Below are 14,252 nucleotides of genomic sequence, written 5' to 3'. Positions count from 1 at the left end.
GATGCGAACGGTTTAGATTGGGTGGAGTGTCCGCTTCCGGTCGAAATCTGCCATCGTCGAACTCATTGCGCCTCGATCGACTGTTTGAAGCGGGCGAGCCGCGCGCTCGCGGCGGCGGCGTGCGGGCCGATCCAGCGGTCGTGGATGTCCTGGATCGGCATCGCGTTGAGGTGGTTCCAGCGCTCGCGACCGCGGCGTTCGGCGATGACGAGGCCGGCATCCTCCAGAACCTTCAGATGTTGCATAACGGTGCAGCGGTCGATGTTGGCGAAGTTGCTGCACAGCGTGCCGGTGGTGAGCGGCTGATCTTTGAGATCGTCGAGTATCTGGCGGCGGACATGCGAGGACAAGGCCTTGAAAACGCGATCATATTCTTCGTGGATTGACATGTTATAAATATATAACATAATGATGAAGAATCAAGCGGAGATTGTCGATGGAGTTGAAGTTCAGGGTTGCGGCGCGGATTGCGAAGCCGGTGCACGAGGTGTTCGAGGCGGTTGCCGACCCCGCGAAGCTGTCGAACTATTTCACGACCGGCGGCGCCAAGGGGCGGCTGGAGACGGGCGCGACGGTGGAATGGGATTTCCACGATTTCCCGGGCGCATTTCCCGTCTATGTGATCGAGGTCGTCGATGACGAGAAGATTGTCCTCGAATGGCAGGCGAACGAGGGCGAGGCGCCGAATGTCGAGGGCGGCGAGTTGAAGGACGCCGATTATCGCACACGCGTGACGATGAGCTTCAAGGAACTCGACGACGGCCGTACATTGGTCGAGATCGCCGAGGAAGGCTGGCGCGAAAATCAGGGCGCGCTAAGCGCCTCCTACGGCAATTGCCAGGGCTGGTCGCAGATGCTGTGCGCGCTGAAGGCGTGGATCGAGCACGGCATCAATCTACGCGAGGGCATGTATAAATAGCGAGCCGATCCCGTCTGTCGTGCGGCGATAGGGAGGATTTCTAGTCAGGATATTCCATCCGCAGCGGGCGCGAGCCGATCGGGGCGCCGGTGTTGGCGTCGACGACGACCGGCCGCACCGCCTTGCCCGTTTCGACGTCGAGATGGCGGCTGAGCGCGCCGGCGCCATTATATTTGCGGCCCCATGCGCCGATCGCCATCAGGATCGGTAGAAAGTCGCGCCCCGCGTCGGTGAGCAGATATTCGTCGCGCGGCGGGCGCTGGCTGTAGCGCTTTTTCTCGATCAGTCCCGCTTCGGTCAGCGCCGACAGACGCCGCGACAAGATGTTTGGCGCGATGCCGAGGCTGGAGCGGAGCTGTTCGTAGCGCGTCAGTCCCCGCTCGATATCGCGCAGCACCAACATGCTCCAGCGGTCGCCGACGCGCATCAGCCCGCGGTCGACGGGGCAGGTACCCAAATTATTTTCGTCCGTACTCATTGAAGTCATATGGAGCAGTCACTATCATTTTGCAAGTGACCCACTCAGGGCCGCCTGCAAAGGAGACTGAAGATGACTATCCCCACTGGAACGGCCCTGATCACGGGCGCCTCGACCGGCCTTGGCGCCGTTTATGCCGACCGCCTGGCAAAGCGCGGGCACGACCTGATCCTCGTCGCGCGCAACGGAGCGCAGATGGAAGAACTGGCTGCGAAGCTGCGTGCCGAAACCGGCGTCCAAGTCGATGTGATCGCCGCGGATCTGACCAAGAGCGACGATGTGACGCGGATTGAGCAGCGCCTGATCGACGATGCGGCGATCACGCTGTTCGTGAACAATGCAGGCATGTCGCTGAATGGCGGCACGCTGGAAAATAGCGCCGCCGAGATCGAGACGATCATCGCGCTCAACGTCACGGCCGCAGCGCGGCTTGCGATCGCGGCGGGCAAGGCGTTTGGCGTGCGCGGCAAAGGCGCGATCGTCAACATCGCCTCGGTGCTCGCGCTGGCCCCCGAAACATTCGAAGGCGTGTACAGCGGGTCGAAGGCATTTCTGCTCAACCTCAGCCACGCGCTCGCAACCACCGGCCGCGAAAAGGGCTTCCATGTCCAGGCGGTGCTCCCCGGTGCGACGCGCACCGAAATTTGGGAGCGTTCGGGCAAGGATGTCGATGCCTTCCCCGCCGAGATGGTGATGAGCGCGGGCGACCTTGTCGATGCTGCGTTGCTCGGACTCGATCGGGGTGAGGAGGTAACGATACCCCCGCTCGCCGACGAAGGGCAGTGGAAGGATTATTATGCGGCGCGGCTTGCCATGGGGCCGAACCTGTCGAAGCGTGATCTGGCGCCGCGTTATCGGGTGAGCGAAGCGGTTTGAGGGAAAAGGGGCGGCTGACGAGAGAAGGCCGCCCTCTCACATCCCCGGGTGACGAATGATAGTGGTTGCCAGATGGGGCCGTCCCCTTGCCCAAGTCCGCCCCCATGCCCTATCGCGCTGCCATGGCAACGAAGAAGGACAGTCCCGGACAAAGCACGCGTGAGAAGCTGATCGACGCGGCGTTCCGCGCGGTCGCGCGCAACGGGCTTGCCGACACCAATGTCAAATCGATCGCGGCCGAGGCGGGGGTCAATCCCGGCCTGCTCCATTATCATTTCGCCAGCAAGGATGCCTTGATCGAGGCGGCAATCGAGAGCGCAACCGCGCGCTATTTGGCCGAGATCGACGCGTTGATCGAAACGACCCCGAGGGCCGACCTGTTCGATGCCTATGCCGCTTTCGCCGCGGCGACGCTCGACGCCAACCGCGACCTTTTCCGCGTCCGGCTGGCGCTCGGCGCGCGCGCTGGCGCGTCGGCGCCCCGATCTCGCCGCGATGAGCTTTGACCCCGGCTATGTTCCGTGGACCGGGCTGGCGCGGTCGAGCGGGAAGATTGTGTCTTCGCTGGTCAGCCTGATCCTGCCGCTGACGATGAAAAGCGACCGGAAAAGCACGATTGCACTGTCGGGCAAATATCTTGCGGCGCTGGCGGCGGACCCCGCCTATGCCGAGGCGCATGGCGATTACTGGTCGGTGCGCAATCCGGCGCTGGTGCGGATCGAGCCGTCGGCGCTGGCGCGCGACGATGCGGCGTGCGCGAAGCTGTGGGATGATTGTGTGGGGTTGTTGGGGTTGGAGGGGTAGCTATGGCCGGTTTCGGCCGGGAGTTGCCATCGCCACTTTTCGTCGTTCCCGCGAAAGCGGGAACCCAGCGACAACGCCGGCTCGCTGGATTCCCGCTTTCGCGGGAATGACGAAGCTGGAGTAGGAACCGTCGGCTAACGACCGATTGCGGACCCTGCCATCCTCGTCACCCCGGACTTGATCCGGGGTCCTGCTTGAGGCCGAAGCCAGTGAGTGCGTCAAAAAGCGGGATCCCGGGTCAAGCCCGGGATGACGGAAGTAGGGGACGGGGTGTCCGCTCCCCAATACAAAACAAACATCGCCTTCAATTAGGTCTTTCCTACATTATTCGGCCGTGCCAGCCTTCATCCGGCTCTTTCATTCGGTGAACAAAAAGGTGGTCGCTGCCCGGCTTGCGGGTCCGACCATGATCGGACGTGCCGCGCACATCCAGCACGCCGCGACTTGCAAATCGGCGCGCTCATAGGGCTGAACTTTCCTGAACTTTGGAATATTGCGCGGCCCTTGCGCCGACCCGATCCGGATCCAGCCGGGCGATGTCCAACGAGGGCAGCGACAGCTCGCCACGCCAAAGCGGACACCGATCAGGCGGAAGGCCTTGTCCTCAATGCCAGGGCGAGGTTCGCACGCTCCAATATACGATATAGAGCAGCCCCGCCCAGAGCAGCAGGATGAACGCCATGCCGGTCCGGCTCGACGGCCGCTCGCTGGCGGCCTCGGCAGACGCGTGGAGTTCGGCCCATAACGGGGCGGGGATCAGCCGGCGGACGGCGAGCAGGCCGAGCGGCACGATGACGAGGTCGTCGAGCCAGCCGAGCACGGGAATGAAATCGGGAATGAGGTCGATCGGCGATAGCGCATAGGCCGCGACCGCGACCGCTAGGATGCGCGCGAGCATCGGCACGCGCGGGTCGCGGGCGGCGAGCCAGGCGGCATGCGCCTCGACCGCGAGGCGGTGGCCAAGATCGCCGATGCGTTCGGAAAGGGATTTGCCGGTCATCGCTTCCCTCATTACTGTCCCCGCATGGCTATCCAACTGAAAAGCGCACGCGTTGAACGCTGGCCCGTCGCGGGGGCGTTCGTGATCAGCCGCGGATCCAAGACCCATGTCGATGTCGTCGTCGCCGAAGTCGAGGGCGATGGCGCCTATGGGCGCGGCGAGGGGACGCCGATCTATTATCTGGGAGAGGATGCCGCGGCGTGCCGCGACCAGATATTGCGCGTGGCGCCGCATATCGCCGACATGGGCGCGGCCGAGGCGCGCGCGGCGGTGCAGGAACTGATGGCGCCGGGCGCCGCGCGCAACGCGCTCGATTGCGCGCTATGGGACCTTGAGGCGCGGCAGCGCGGCCTCAGGCTGTGGCAGGTCGCGGGGTGCGACGGCGCGCCGACGTCGCGCGTCACCGCCTATACGATCTCGCTCGGCACGCCAGGGGCAATGGCCGAACAGGCGGCAACGGCCGCCGCCGACGGTTATCGACTGCTGAAGATCAAGCTGACCGGCGAGGGCGACCGGCTTCGCGTCGCGGGCGTGCGAAAGGGGGCGCCCGAGGCGCGGCTGATCGTCGACGCGAACGAAAGCTGGGGCGAGATCGATATATTGAGCGAGACCGAGGCGCTCGCCGACATGGGGGTCGAGATGATCGAGCAGCCGGTCCCCGTCGGCGCCGATGCCTTGCTCGATCCAGTCTATGCGCCGCTGCCCTTCGTTGCCGACGAAAGCTGCCAGACCGCCGCCGACATCGCGCGGATCGGGCCCTTTTACGACGGGGTGAACATCAAGCTCGACAAGGCGGGCGGGCTGACCGAGGCACTGAAAATCGCCGACGCGGCCGACGCGGCGGGGCTGTCGATCATGGTCGGCTGCATGTTGTCGACCAGCCTCGCGATCGCGCCGGCGTTCGTGCTGGCGCAGCGCGCGCGCTGGGTCGACCTCGACGGCCCCGCGCTGCTGGAGCGGGACCGCGAGGGCGGGTTCGAATATCGCGAGGGGCGGATTGGTATCTAAAGCGCCACTTCCGCATGCTGGCCGAGTTCGCCTTCCTTCATCGTCATACCCGTCGCGAGTTTGAACAAACCCTTGATGCTTGGGTCGGCGGTCCAGATTTCGGCATTGTCGAGGTCGAAGCGCAGCAGGACGAGCTTGGGGTCGTCCTTGCCGCCCTCATACCAGGCCGCGATGCTGTTGTTCCACAGCTTGTCGAGGACCGCGCGGTTACTTTCGCGAACGAGCGTTCCCGAAATGCAGGCGAAGAGGTCATGGCCCTTGGCGGCGAACTGCGCCATCGCGGGGCCGCCGCCGGCGAGCCGGTTGTCGGTCGCGGTGAAGAACCAGAAGGCGCTGTTGGCGTCCTTGTCGAGTTGCGCGTTCATAGGGATATGATGCTCGCGCTCGCCGGTGGCGCCGACCATGACATAAGGGCTGTCGGCCAGCGCCTTCCAGAACTGCTTTTTGATATCGTCGCTCATCGAAAGGCTCCTTCGTGCCCCCCGACGATCGATCAACGCGGCAAATGCATGGTTGTTGCCCGGTTCAGCGCATCCGCGGCTCCGCATAGCTGACGACCTCATATTCGATGCCGTCGGGGTCGAAGAAATAGAAGCGGCGGCCAGGTTCGTAATCGCCGTGGTTGAACGGCGTCAGCCCGACCGCCTTCACGCGCATCTCGATCGTATCGAGATCGTCGACTTGCACCCCGACATGGTTGAGCGGTGCGCCCTTTGGATATTGCACATCGGCGTGTTGGCCGTCGGGGCCGGTGTAGAGCGCGACATAGGCGGCGTCGCTGCCAAGGTGGATCGTGCGCCCGCCGTCGCGCGCGGGGCCGCGCCAGCGTTCGTGCCAGCCGAAGATCGCCGAGAGGATCCCCGCAGTGCGGTCGGGGTCGCTGACCGTCAGATTTACATGTTCGATGAAGGGGTGCGCCACCAATATTCTCCTGATTCGCGTTGACGCCCGGCTTATGAAAGCTCAAGTCAGGTTTAGATCAAGGATAAATGGCGCGCCGATCGATTTGGGCCGTCATTGCGAGCGAAGCGGGCCGCGGGCGACCGCAGGTCAACCAATCCAGAGCGGCTCTCGCATGACCTGGATTGCCGTGTCGCTTCGCTCCTTGCATTGACGGAGGAAGGGCATGCACAGAACAGACCTGATCGCGATCGGCGAACTCGCATCGCGTACCGGCGTCGCGGTTTCGGCGATCCGCTTTTATGAGGCAAAGGGGCTGATCGAGGCGCTGCGCACCGGCGGCGGGCAGCGGCGGTTCCTGCGCGCCGATATCCGCCGTGTGTCCTTCATCCTGATCGCGCAGCAATTGGGGCTGAGCCTTGAGGAGATTGCCGCCGAGCTGGCGCAGCTTCCGGCGGGGCGAACGCCCAATGGGGCCGACTGGACGCGGATCAGCACCGGGCTGAAGGCGCGGATCGACGCGCAGATCGCGGCGCTCCAACGGACGCGCGAACTGCTGGGCAATTGCATCGGCTGCGGATGCCTGTCGCTGAAGAAATGCGGGCTGTACAACCGCGACGACAAGGCGGCGCAGCGCGGGGCCGGGCCGCGCTATGTGCTGGGCGACCGGTCGGGGGAGATTGCCGAGGTCGGGTGACGCTTGCCCGGCCGGGGCATGATATGTAGTATCACTTTTATGCTAACTGTCTGGAGAGGTTGAATGAAAGCGCTTTATGCCGCCTTGCTCGCCGTTGCCGCGACAAATGCTACGCCAAGCTTTGCGGCGCCTGCCGCATCCCCACTGATTGGCAGTTGGGCCGTCGACACGTCGCGCCTGACGATGCCGCCCGAGGCGCGGCCGAAAAGCGTTACCATCAGCTATGACGATGTCGGCGGCGGCAAGTGGCGGACGAATGTCGAGGTCGTGTTGCCCGACGGAAAGAAGGTCCAGGCGATCTCGACCTATGTCCCCGACGGCACGGCGACGCCGGTCGAGGGCAATTTGGAGGCCGACATGGCAGCAACGCGGCTGCCCGAACCCGGCGTGATGGTGACCGCGCTCGCGCTGCGCGGTAATCCCGGATCGATGCGGACCTATACCGTGTCAGCCGACGGCAAGACGATGACCGAGACGGTGGTCTATTTCACGCAGGAAGGCGTGCCCGCGATGCGGACGAACCATTTCAATCGGGTGCGCTGAGGGCGATTGCCGGAGGCGGGTTTGGGGTGGGGGTTGTCGTTCCATCACCGACGTCCGTCATCCCGGTCTTGACCCGGGATCCCGCTTTTACGCGCATCGACCGGCCTTCGACTTCACGCGGGACCCCGGGTCAAGTCGAACGAGCCACGTGTCGCGTTCGAGGGTGACGATGATGGGGAGGTCTGCAACCGGTCGCTTTGAGCTCCGCCCTTTCTCCGTTCGTGTCGAGCGAAGTCGAGACACCCATCGACGAAACGCCCAGCCCGAGGGGCATCTCGACTTCGCTCGATGCGAACGGGCCGAGAAGCCAGAGCGCTGCAATCGGTCGTTTCTTCACTCTCGTCATCCCGGGCTTGACCCGGGATCCCGCTTTTTTTGACGCACCCACTGACTTCGACATCAAGCGGGACCCCGGATCAAGTCCGGGGTGACGATGATAGAGTCTGTCCGCAACCGGTCGTTAGCGGCAGCTGATCAAACGGCGGGCAGCTTTTCAATCTCCGGTGCGCCGGCGAGGCAGGGGCCGAGTTTGGCGCCGAGGGTGCGGAAATGGTCCGATGCGCGGTGCGCCTCGACCGCCGCGTCGTCGTCATAGCATTCGAGCACCTTGTACACACCGGTTTCGGCGGTGCGGAACAGCTTGTAATAGCTGTTGCCGGGCTCGTTCGCGCGCACCGCAGGGGCGAGTTCGGCGAACACGCCCTCGAATTCGGCTTCCTTGCCGGGCTGGACGCGCAGCGTTGCGATCACACCGATACCACTCATGTCTCTCTCCTGAATTCAGGCCTTGAGGTCGGGGTCGACGGTCCAGCCGTCCTCGACCTGAATGCCGAAGCTGTTCAAAATCATCGATACTTGCGTGTATTGGCCGACGGTCATCACCAGATCCATGCGGCCCTTGTCGCCGAGCGGCGCCAGCGCCGCCCAGCTTGCGTCGGTGACGAAATGATTGCCGGTCAGATCGTCGGTGGCGCGGAGCATCGCGCGGTCGAGGTCGTTCCAGCCGTCGGCGTCGGGCCCGGCCTTGATGCGCGCGATCTCGTCTTCGGTGAGCCCGCAGTCGAGCCCGATGCGCTTGTGCTGCGTCCACTCATAGCCCGATCGGCAATTATAGCCGGTGCGCAGGATGACGAGTTCGCGGTCGCGCGGCGAAAGCGCGTTGCGTTTTGACAGGATGTAATTGCCCCAGCCGAGAAAGGCGGTCAGCGCCTTGGGCGCATGGGCAAGGGTGCGGAAGATGTTCAGGATCTTGCCGCCCCCGACCTTGCCGCCTTCGGAGGCAAGGAAGGGTTCGAGCGCGGTGCGCTGATCGGCATCGAGCCGGTCCAAATCGACCGGCTCGATACGCGGTTGGCGGAGTCTCACTTAAAGGGGCCGCAAATCAGAAGACCTCGAACAGGCCTGCTGCGCCCTGGCCGCCGCCGATGCACATCGTCACAACGGCGTATTTCACGCCGCGGCGCTTGCCCTCGATCAGTGCGTGGCCAACGCAGCGCGCGCCGGTCATGCCGAAGGGGTGGCCGATCGAGATCGAGCCGCCGTTGACGTTGAGCAGCTCGTTCGGAATGCCGAGCTGATCGCGGCAATAGAGGACCTGCACGGCAAAGGCTTCGTTGAGTTCCCAGAGGCCGATGTCGTCCATCTTGAGGTCGAAGCGTTCGAGCAGCTTCGGGATCGCGAAGACGGGGCCGATGCCCATTTCGTCGGGCTCGGTGCCCGCGACCGCCATGCCGACATAACGGCCGAGCGGCTGGAGGCCCTTCTTCTCGGCAACCTTGGCTTCCATCAGCACCGCGGCCGATGCGCCGTCGGAGAGCTGGCTGGCGTTGCCCGCAGTGATCGAGAAGCCTTCGCCCATCACGGGCTTCAGGCTGAGCAGCCCTTCGAGCGTCGTGTCGGGACGGTTGCACTCGTCCTTGTTGGCGACGACGTCCTTGAAGCTGACTTCCTTCGTTTCCTTGTCGACGACCGCCATGGTCGCATTGCAGGCGACGATCTCGTCGTCATATTTGCCCGCAGCCTGTGCCGCGGCCGTGCGCTGCTGCGACTGGAACGAATATTCGTCCTGATATTCGCGGCTGATGTTGTAGCGCTTGGCGACGACCTCTGCCGTGCCGATCATCGGCATATAGGTGTCCTTGTGCATCGCGATCAGCTCGGCGTCGGTTTCGATGAACACCTTGCCGCTGCCGCTGACCTTCGAGATCGATTCGATGCCGCCGGCGACCGCGATATCCTGACGGTCGACGATGATCTGCTTTGCGGCGGTGGCGATCGTCATCAAGCCCGACGAGCATTGGCGGTCGATCGACATGCCGGGGACGGTGACGGGCAGGCCGGCGCGCAGCGCGATCAGGCGCGCGACGTTCATCGTCTGCGAGCCCTGCTGCATCGCGGCGCCGAACAGCACGTCGTCGATCTCGCCGCCCTCGATGCCGGCGCGCTCGACCGCGGCGCGGACCGCATGGGCGCCCAGCGTCGGTGCAAGCGTGTTGTTGAACGAACCGCGTGCCGCCTTGGTCAGCGGGGTGCGGGCGGTGGAGACGATAACTGCGTCACGCATGTTTGGAGTCCTTTTCGTTGGTTCCGGTTATCTTAACGGGGGAGGTCCGCTGGCAAAGCTATGCTTTAGACGAAGAACTGGCTGATCCATTCGGCGATCAGGGCGGGCTTTTCCTCGCCCTCAATCTCGACCGTCACTTCGTTGGTCTGTTGCCACTGGCCGGGGCGCTTTTCTTCCAGCTCTAGCAGTTTCACATGGCTGCGCACGCGCTTGCCCGAGCGGACAGGCGACAGGAAGCGGACCTTGTTGCAGCCGTAGTTGACGCCCATCTTCACGCCGCCGACCTTGGGGCCGTCGGTGCTCGCGCCGAGCATCGGCATCAGCGACAGGGTGAGGAAGCCATGCGCGATCGTGCCGCCAAAGGGCGTCAGCTTCGCCTTTTCGTCGTCGATATGGATGAACTGATGGTCGCCGGTCGCGTCGGCAAACTTGTTGATCATCTCCTGATCGACGAGCACCCAGTCCGACGTGCCGAGATGCTCGCCGACTTTGGTTTGCAGTTCCTGCGGCGTGATGGTGGCCATATTCATCCCCTCAATAGCTGGTTCGGGGCGCGTTCTAGGCCTCTCTTGACGCGTTGCACAAGGGCCAAGCCCCGCAGCCGCGGCGCCGTAGCGTCAGCCGGGCTTTGCTGCCTTTGCCGCCGCCGCCCTGGGCTTTGGAGACTCGGGATAGGGCATGATCATGGTCCCGTCGGGCGCCGCGGTAAAGCTGGTCTGCGTCGGATAGGCAAAGCTGTATCCCGCGCGCGTCATCGCGTCGAACAGGCGGATGGCGATATCGGTCCGCGCCGCGGCGACTTCGTCGAACTGGTCGCTGAACACGTCGAAAAGCAGCTCAAAATCGAGGCTCGACGGGCCGAAGCTCAGGAAGCTGGAGCGGATGAACTCCTGGCCGCCCGCGACGACCTGTTCCTCGAGCAAGGCCGGCAGGTCGCGCAGCATCTCGGGCGTCGTCTGATAGATGACGCCGATCTTGAAGGTGATCCGGCGGCGATGGAGATGCGCGAAATTGGTGATCTCCTTGCTCAGGAGATTGGTGTTCGAGATGACCAGCAACTCGCCGTTGAGCGAGCGGAGGCGCGTGCTCTTCAGCCCGATACGCTCGACCGTCGCGGTGCTCATGTCATATTTGATCGTTTCGCCGACCCGGAACGGGCGGTCGAAGATGATCGACAGCGAGGCAAAGAGATCCGAGAAAATGCCCTGCGCCGCGAGGCCGATCGCGATGCCGCCGATGCCGAGACCGGCGATCAGGCCGGTGACATTCACCCCCATATTGTCGAGGATGACGATCGTCGCGATCGCGAACAGCGCGACGCTGATCAGCAGGCGGATGATGCCCATCGCATTGCTGAGCGTCTCGTTATTACCCTCCGCGGCGCGGCGCTGGATCAGCCCGAGGACGATCTCGCGCGCCCAGATCGCGACCTGCAGCACGACCGCGACGGTAAAGGCGAACTGGATGATCTGCATGATCACCGCGGGCGGCTGCGCATAGCCCGCGACCATGCGGATCGCGATGATCGCGAGCACGGTCGACTTGGTCTTGTGGATCACGCGGCCGGCGATGTGGGTCAGCGTCAGCTCGCCTTCGGCCGATTGCGCGTGCTTTAGCGCGAAGGTGCGGACCATCGACAAGATGAAATAGATGAGCAGCCCGGCGCCGATCGCGATGCCGATCTGTAGCCAGTGGCTGTTCACCCACGCGACGCTGAGATCCCAATAGCGCTGGAGGTCGTCGAGCGGGTTGGTTGGGGCGGCCTTTGCGGGCGCGGCTTTCGGGGCAGCATTGGTCGCGGCGGCGAACAGGGAGAAGGTCACGTCAGGTCCTCTTGGGTCGGATCAGGCGGATTGAAGCAGCACCGCGGCCGCGGGTGCCTGCTCCAGATAGGTCAAAAATCCGCGTTCGTAACGCGAAAGATAGCGGGCCGCGCGCGGGAGCTTGCCGACCGCAGCGGCAAAGTCCTCACGCGCCTGCGCCGCAGCAAGCATCGCGGGGTGGACATAGGCCTTGCGCGCGATGGCGGGTGTGTTGCCGAGGCGATCGGCGACATGTTCGAGCATCGCTTTCAACGTCGGCGGCTGGGGCGCGTCGTAGAGGAAGGCGAAGGCCTCGACGCTCGCGGTCCATGTGCGGAAATGCTTGGCGCTGAATTCGTCGCCCATCGCTTCGCGAATATAGGCGTTCACATCTTCGGAGGCGACGGCGCAGACGCCGTCGCCATCGTCATATTGGAAGAGATTCTGACCGGGCAGGTCCTGAAGCCGGCGGACGAGCGTCGTCAGGCTGCGGTCGCTGATCGTCACCTCACGCTTGGCGCCGCCTTTGGCGATATATTTGAGGCGGAGCGTCTTGCCCGAGAGTTTGGCATGGCGCTGGCGCAGCGTCGTTGCGCCGAAGCTTTTGTTCGCCGCGACATATTGTTCGTTCCCGACGCGCAGCGCGGCAAGGTCCAGCAACCGCACCACCGCCGCGACGACGCGTTCGGAACATAGCGTCCGGCGATTCAGATCGTCTTCGAGGCGCGCGCGCAGCAACGGCAGCGCATGGCCGAAGGCGGCGCAGCGGTCATATTTGTCGGCCTCACGCGCGATGCGAAATTCGGGATGATAGCGATATTGCTTGCGCCCGCGTGCGTCGTATCCGGTCGCGAGGATATGGCCGTTGGGGGCGGGGCAGAACCACGCATCCTCATAGGCCGGCGGCAGCGCGATCGCGTTGAGGCGGTCGATCTCGTCGCGGTCGCGGATGACCTTTCCCTTGGCGTCGCGATAAAGCCAACCGACGCCCGAGCGCGTGCGGCTGATGCCGGGCAGGCTGTCGTCGACATGGATCAGGCGCGGGGCGGGCATGGGGCATTAGCGCCCCGGAGGCCCGGTTGGTTCCGGCCGAACGGTTTCAGGGTCAGCCGGCGTTCGGCATCATATGCCGCGCGGGTACCTGCGCCGGGCGATCGGTCAGCGGGCGCCATCCCGCCTCCTGTTCGCGGCGGCGGCAATAGGTCGACAGCCCCATTTCGAGCGCGAGCATCATGTAGATGAACGGCTGGAAGGCGATGCTGACGAACAGCGATCCGATCATATAGGTGATGTGACCATGCTGAAGCGCGGTCGCGAGCGGTGCGATCCACTGCTCCTCGGCGCGCCGTGTCTTGAGGTAACGCCGTCGCAGCTGCTCCATCCGGAAGAGTCCGGTGACGTGCAGGATCAGCCACAGCGCCAAACCGGGATAGCCCTGTTCGCCCAGCATCTCGAAATAGCTGGAATGGAAGGCGCGCGACTTTTCATCGTGCACGGTCGCCTCGGCCGCCATCGGCTGGTTCGGATCATAGGCGCCGCCCGTCGTTTCGACGCGCAGCGAGTTTTGCAAATAGGCGTTGAAGCCGCCGCCGAACGGATTGTCCTTCACATATTCCCAGGTCCACGCCCACACCGCGACGCGCGTCGAGGCGGATTGGTCCGATTTATAGCCCTGGATCGTTTCCATCCGCTGGGTGAAGCTTTGCGGCAGAAAGGGCACGACCGCGAGCGCGAGCAGCGCAGCCCCCGCCATATAGAGGAGCCGATGCTTGACCGCGCGCAGCGACAGGATCGCAAGCACGACAAGGCAGACGAGCCCGGTGCGCGCCTGTGTCCCGACGGGCAGCAGCGCACAGGCAAAGACGAGCGCGAAGCAGAAGAGCGACACGCGCCAGTCGGGCGGGAAGATGGTGCCGTGGCGGCGATACCAGAGGATCAGCGGGATGATCGATATGCCGACCGCCGACATGATCGACCCTTCGTAAAGGCCGTAATTTTCAGCGAGCAGCAGTTGCAGCGAGCCATATCCGCCGCCGCCGCCCGCCGTCTTGATCCCGCCCGCGATCGCGATCGCGCCCGCCGACAGGAGCATGATGACGATCAGCGCCTCGATACGCAATTTGGTGCGCAGCGTGAGGGGCAAGAAAATCGCCCAGACCAGCGCCTTCCACACCCAGCTCCATTTGTCCGCGGCCTCGACCGGAAAGTCGGCGTTGATCGTCGTCATCCAGCAATAGAACATCAGGATCAGCAGAAGGATTTGCCGGCCCGACCACCGTGTATCGCGCTTGTCATCGGCTACCAGCCAGCCCACGATCGCAAGTCCGAAGACGATCAGCGAGACGGGGATCGAGTTGATCAGGAAATAGCTCAAACGCTGCGGCGCGACGATGTCGATGTAGCAAAAGCAGAGTATGAACAGGAACGGCTTGCGAAAGCCGATCCCGATGAAGGCAAACAGAAAGGCGACGAACGCGATGTCACGCATCGGCGCGGACATCCGGTTCGGCGCGTTCGGCGTCGCGGCGCTGTTGCCATAGCTGTCGCGGGCTCACCTCGCGATCGAGATCGTCGCGATAGAGCAGGCGCCAGAGCGCAATCGCCATCAGGACGTGAGTCAGGGCAATGGAAAAATTGTCGACCATATAAGGTGTTGCCTACG

Annotated in this window: 20 protein-coding genes; 7 read left to right on the top strand and 13 right to left on the bottom strand. The window is 63.9% G+C overall.

Annotated elements, in window-relative coordinates; translation table 11 throughout:
• Nucleotides 1-62: 62 nt before the first annotated feature.
• Entirely contained in the window at nt 63-389 is a 327-nt protein-coding gene (locus tag SC1_RS16355; RefSeq protein WP_062186870.1) for a helix-turn-helix transcriptional regulator, read from the bottom strand.
• Nucleotides 390-436: 47 nt separating this feature from the next.
• Between SC1_RS16355 and SC1_RS16350 the strand changes: the two genes are divergently transcribed.
• The gene (locus SC1_RS16350) at nt 437-919 is read left to right on the top strand and encodes an SRPBCC family protein (protein ID WP_062185047.1); all 483 of its coding nucleotides are present in this window, start codon (nt 437-439) and stop codon (nt 917-919) included.
• Between the two features lie 40 nt (nt 920-959).
• Here SC1_RS16350 and SC1_RS16345 read toward each other — a convergent pair whose 3' ends face one another.
• Complete coding sequence (locus tag SC1_RS16345) at nt 960-1,397, bottom strand: helix-turn-helix domain-containing protein (protein ID WP_062185044.1); 438 nt, start codon at nt 1,395-1,397, stop codon at nt 960-962.
• A 72-nt stretch (nt 1,398-1,469) separates the two neighbouring features.
• Here SC1_RS16345 and SC1_RS16340 point away from each other — a divergent pair, with 72 nt between their 5' ends.
• The 3 genes from SC1_RS16340 (at nt 1,470) to SC1_RS16330 (ending at nt 3,077) form a co-directional block, all read left to right on the top strand.
• Complete coding sequence (locus SC1_RS16340) at nt 1,470-2,273, top strand: SDR family oxidoreductase (RefSeq protein ID WP_062185041.1); 804 nt, start codon at nt 1,470-1,472, stop codon at nt 2,271-2,273.
• Between the two features lie 104 nt (nt 2,274-2,377).
• Nucleotides 2,378-2,779 carry a TetR/AcrR family transcriptional regulator gene (locus SC1_RS16335; protein WP_062185038.1) on the top strand — a complete coding sequence of 134 codons (402 nt, stop codon included), beginning with the start codon at nt 2,378-2,380 and terminating at the stop codon, nt 2,777-2,779.
• Nucleotides 2,769-3,077, top strand: a complete 309-nt coding sequence (locus SC1_RS16330) for a hypothetical protein (RefSeq protein WP_062185036.1) — start codon at nt 2,769-2,771, stop codon at nt 3,075-3,077. Before SC1_RS16335 ends, SC1_RS16330 begins: the two co-directional genes overlap by 11 nt.
• A 604-nt stretch (nt 3,078-3,681) precedes the next feature.
• Here SC1_RS16330 and SC1_RS16325 read toward each other — a convergent pair.
• Complete coding sequence (locus tag SC1_RS16325) at nt 3,682-4,077, bottom strand: YkvA family protein (protein ID WP_083436060.1); 396 nt, start codon at nt 4,075-4,077, stop codon at nt 3,682-3,684.
• Between the two features lie 24 nt (nt 4,078-4,101).
• On the opposite strand from SC1_RS16325, the gene SC1_RS16320 reads away from it, so the two are divergent.
• Entirely contained in the window at nt 4,102-5,085 is a 984-nt protein-coding gene (locus SC1_RS16320; RefSeq protein WP_062185033.1) for a dipeptide epimerase, read from the top strand.
• Here SC1_RS16320 and SC1_RS16315 read toward each other — a convergent pair.
• Together SC1_RS16315 and SC1_RS16310 are read right to left on the bottom strand one after the other, a co-directional pair.
• A complete protein-coding gene (locus SC1_RS16315; RefSeq protein ID WP_062186867.1) occupies nt 5,082-5,546 on the bottom strand; it encodes a pyridoxamine 5'-phosphate oxidase family protein in 465 nt (154 codons plus the stop codon). The genes SC1_RS16320 and SC1_RS16315 overlap by 4 nt on opposite strands.
• A 64-nt stretch (nt 5,547-5,610) precedes the next feature.
• Nucleotides 5,611-6,006, bottom strand: coding sequence for a VOC family protein (locus SC1_RS16310; RefSeq protein ID WP_062185031.1), 396 nt, complete (start codon nt 6,004-6,006; stop codon nt 5,611-5,613).
• A 205-nt stretch (nt 6,007-6,211) separates the two neighbouring features.
• Here SC1_RS16310 and soxR point away from each other — a divergent pair, with 205 nt between their 5' ends.
• Nucleotides 6,212-6,682: a redox-sensitive transcriptional activator SoxR gene (gene soxR / locus SC1_RS16305; RefSeq protein WP_062185028.1), complete on the top strand. Its 471-nt coding sequence runs from the start codon at nt 6,212-6,214 to the stop codon at nt 6,680-6,682.
• 63 nt (nt 6,683-6,745) lie between these two features.
• On the top strand, nt 6,746-7,225 hold the full coding sequence (locus SC1_RS16300; RefSeq protein ID WP_062185025.1) for a hypothetical protein: 480 nt from the start codon (nt 6,746-6,748) through the stop codon (nt 7,223-7,225).
• 474 nt (nt 7,226-7,699) lie between these two features.
• Here the strand turns inward: SC1_RS16300 and SC1_RS16295 are convergent, their stop codons facing one another.
• From SC1_RS16295 to SC1_RS22575, 8 genes are all read right to left on the bottom strand, one after another.
• Nucleotides 7,700-7,990 carry a putative quinol monooxygenase gene (locus SC1_RS16295; protein WP_062185022.1) on the bottom strand — a complete coding sequence of 97 codons (291 nt, stop codon included), beginning with the start codon at nt 7,988-7,990 and terminating at the stop codon, nt 7,700-7,702.
• Nucleotides 7,991-8,005: 15 nt separating this feature from the next.
• Nucleotides 8,006-8,590: a carboxymuconolactone decarboxylase family protein gene (locus SC1_RS16290; RefSeq protein WP_062185019.1), complete on the bottom strand. Its 585-nt coding sequence runs from the start codon at nt 8,588-8,590 to the stop codon at nt 8,006-8,008.
• Between the two features lie 16 nt (nt 8,591-8,606).
• Nucleotides 8,607-9,788: an acetyl-CoA C-acyltransferase gene (locus SC1_RS16285; protein ID WP_062185016.1), complete on the bottom strand. Its 1,182-nt coding sequence runs from the start codon at nt 9,786-9,788 to the stop codon at nt 8,607-8,609.
• Between the two features lie 65 nt (nt 9,789-9,853).
• Complete coding sequence (locus SC1_RS16280; protein WP_062186864.1) at nt 9,854-10,312, bottom strand: MaoC family dehydratase; 459 nt, start codon at nt 10,310-10,312, stop codon at nt 9,854-9,856.
• Nucleotides 10,313-10,405: 93 nt separating this feature from the next.
• Nucleotides 10,406-11,611, bottom strand: coding sequence for a mechanosensitive ion channel family protein (locus tag SC1_RS16275; protein WP_062185013.1), 1,206 nt, complete (start codon nt 11,609-11,611; stop codon nt 10,406-10,408).
• A 21-nt stretch (nt 11,612-11,632) separates the two neighbouring features.
• Nucleotides 11,633-12,643: a DNA topoisomerase IB gene (locus SC1_RS16270; protein ID WP_062185010.1), complete on the bottom strand. Its 1,011-nt coding sequence runs from the start codon at nt 12,641-12,643 to the stop codon at nt 11,633-11,635.
• A 52-nt stretch (nt 12,644-12,695) separates the two neighbouring features.
• Nucleotides 12,696-14,078, bottom strand: coding sequence for a putative O-glycosylation ligase, exosortase A system-associated (locus SC1_RS16265; RefSeq protein ID WP_062186861.1), 1,383 nt, complete (start codon nt 14,076-14,078; stop codon nt 12,696-12,698).
• Nucleotides 14,071-14,196, bottom strand: coding sequence for a hypothetical protein (locus SC1_RS22575; protein ID WP_274520270.1), 126 nt, complete (start codon nt 14,194-14,196; stop codon nt 14,071-14,073). The genes SC1_RS16265 and SC1_RS22575 overlap by 8 nt, the downstream gene beginning before the upstream one ends.
• Nucleotides 14,197-14,252: the final 56 nt, after the last annotated feature.

It is taken from the genome of Sphingopyxis sp. C-1, assembly GCF_001047015.1.
Classification (GTDB): domain Bacteria; phylum Pseudomonadota; class Alphaproteobacteria; order Sphingomonadales; family Sphingomonadaceae; genus Sphingopyxis.
Note: the sequence above shows the minus strand (reverse complement) of the source record. Positions and strands in the feature narration are given on the sequence as shown.

Bases quoted from the DNA above. Each gene is read 5' to 3' on its own strand.
- SC1_RS16355 (WP_062186870.1), bottom strand. From the start codon at position 389: ATGTCAATCCACGAAGAATATGATCGCGTTTTCAAGGCCTTGTCCTCG.
- SC1_RS16350 (WP_062185047.1), top strand. From the start codon at position 437: ATGGAGTTGAAGTTCAGGGTTGCGGCGCGGATTGCGAAGCCGGTGCAC.
- SC1_RS16345 (WP_062185044.1), bottom strand. From the start codon at position 1,397: ATGAGTACGGACGAAAATAATTTGGGTACCTGCCCCGTCGACCGCGGG.
- SC1_RS16340 (WP_062185041.1), top strand. From the start codon at position 1,470: ATGACTATCCCCACTGGAACGGCCCTGATCACGGGCGCCTCGACCGGC.
- SC1_RS16335 (WP_062185038.1), top strand. From the start codon at position 2,378: ATGCCCTATCGCGCTGCCATGGCAACGAAGAAGGACAGTCCCGGACAA.
- SC1_RS16330 (WP_062185036.1), top strand. From the start codon at position 2,769: ATGAGCTTTGACCCCGGCTATGTTCCGTGGACCGGGCTGGCGCGGTCG.
- SC1_RS16325 (WP_083436060.1), bottom strand. From the start codon at position 4,077: ATGACCGGCAAATCCCTTTCCGAACGCATCGGCGATCTTGGCCACCGC.
- SC1_RS16320 (WP_062185033.1), top strand. From the start codon at position 4,102: ATGGCTATCCAACTGAAAAGCGCACGCGTTGAACGCTGGCCCGTCGCG.
- SC1_RS16315 (WP_062186867.1), bottom strand. From the start codon at position 5,546: ATGAGCGACGATATCAAAAAGCAGTTCTGGAAGGCGCTGGCCGACAGC.
- soxR (WP_062185028.1), top strand. From the start codon at position 6,212: ATGCACAGAACAGACCTGATCGCGATCGGCGAACTCGCATCGCGTACC.
- SC1_RS16300 (WP_062185025.1), top strand. From the start codon at position 6,746: ATGAAAGCGCTTTATGCCGCCTTGCTCGCCGTTGCCGCGACAAATGCT.
- SC1_RS16295 (WP_062185022.1), bottom strand. From the start codon at position 7,990: ATGAGTGGTATCGGTGTGATCGCAACGCTGCGCGTCCAGCCCGGCAAG.
- SC1_RS16285 (WP_062185016.1), bottom strand. From the start codon at position 9,788: ATGCGTGACGCAGTTATCGTCTCCACCGCCCGCACCCCGCTGACCAAG.
- SC1_RS16280 (WP_062186864.1), bottom strand. From the start codon at position 10,312: ATGGCCACCATCACGCCGCAGGAACTGCAAACCAAAGTCGGCGAGCAT.
- SC1_RS16270 (WP_062185010.1), bottom strand. From the start codon at position 12,643: ATGCCCGCCCCGCGCCTGATCCATGTCGACGACAGCCTGCCCGGCATC.
- SC1_RS16265 (WP_062186861.1), bottom strand. From the start codon at position 14,078: ATGCGTGACATCGCGTTCGTCGCCTTTCTGTTTGCCTTCATCGGGATC.
- SC1_RS22575 (WP_274520270.1), bottom strand. From the start codon at position 14,196: ATGGCGATTGCGCTCTGGCGCCTGCTCTATCGCGACGATCTCGATCGC.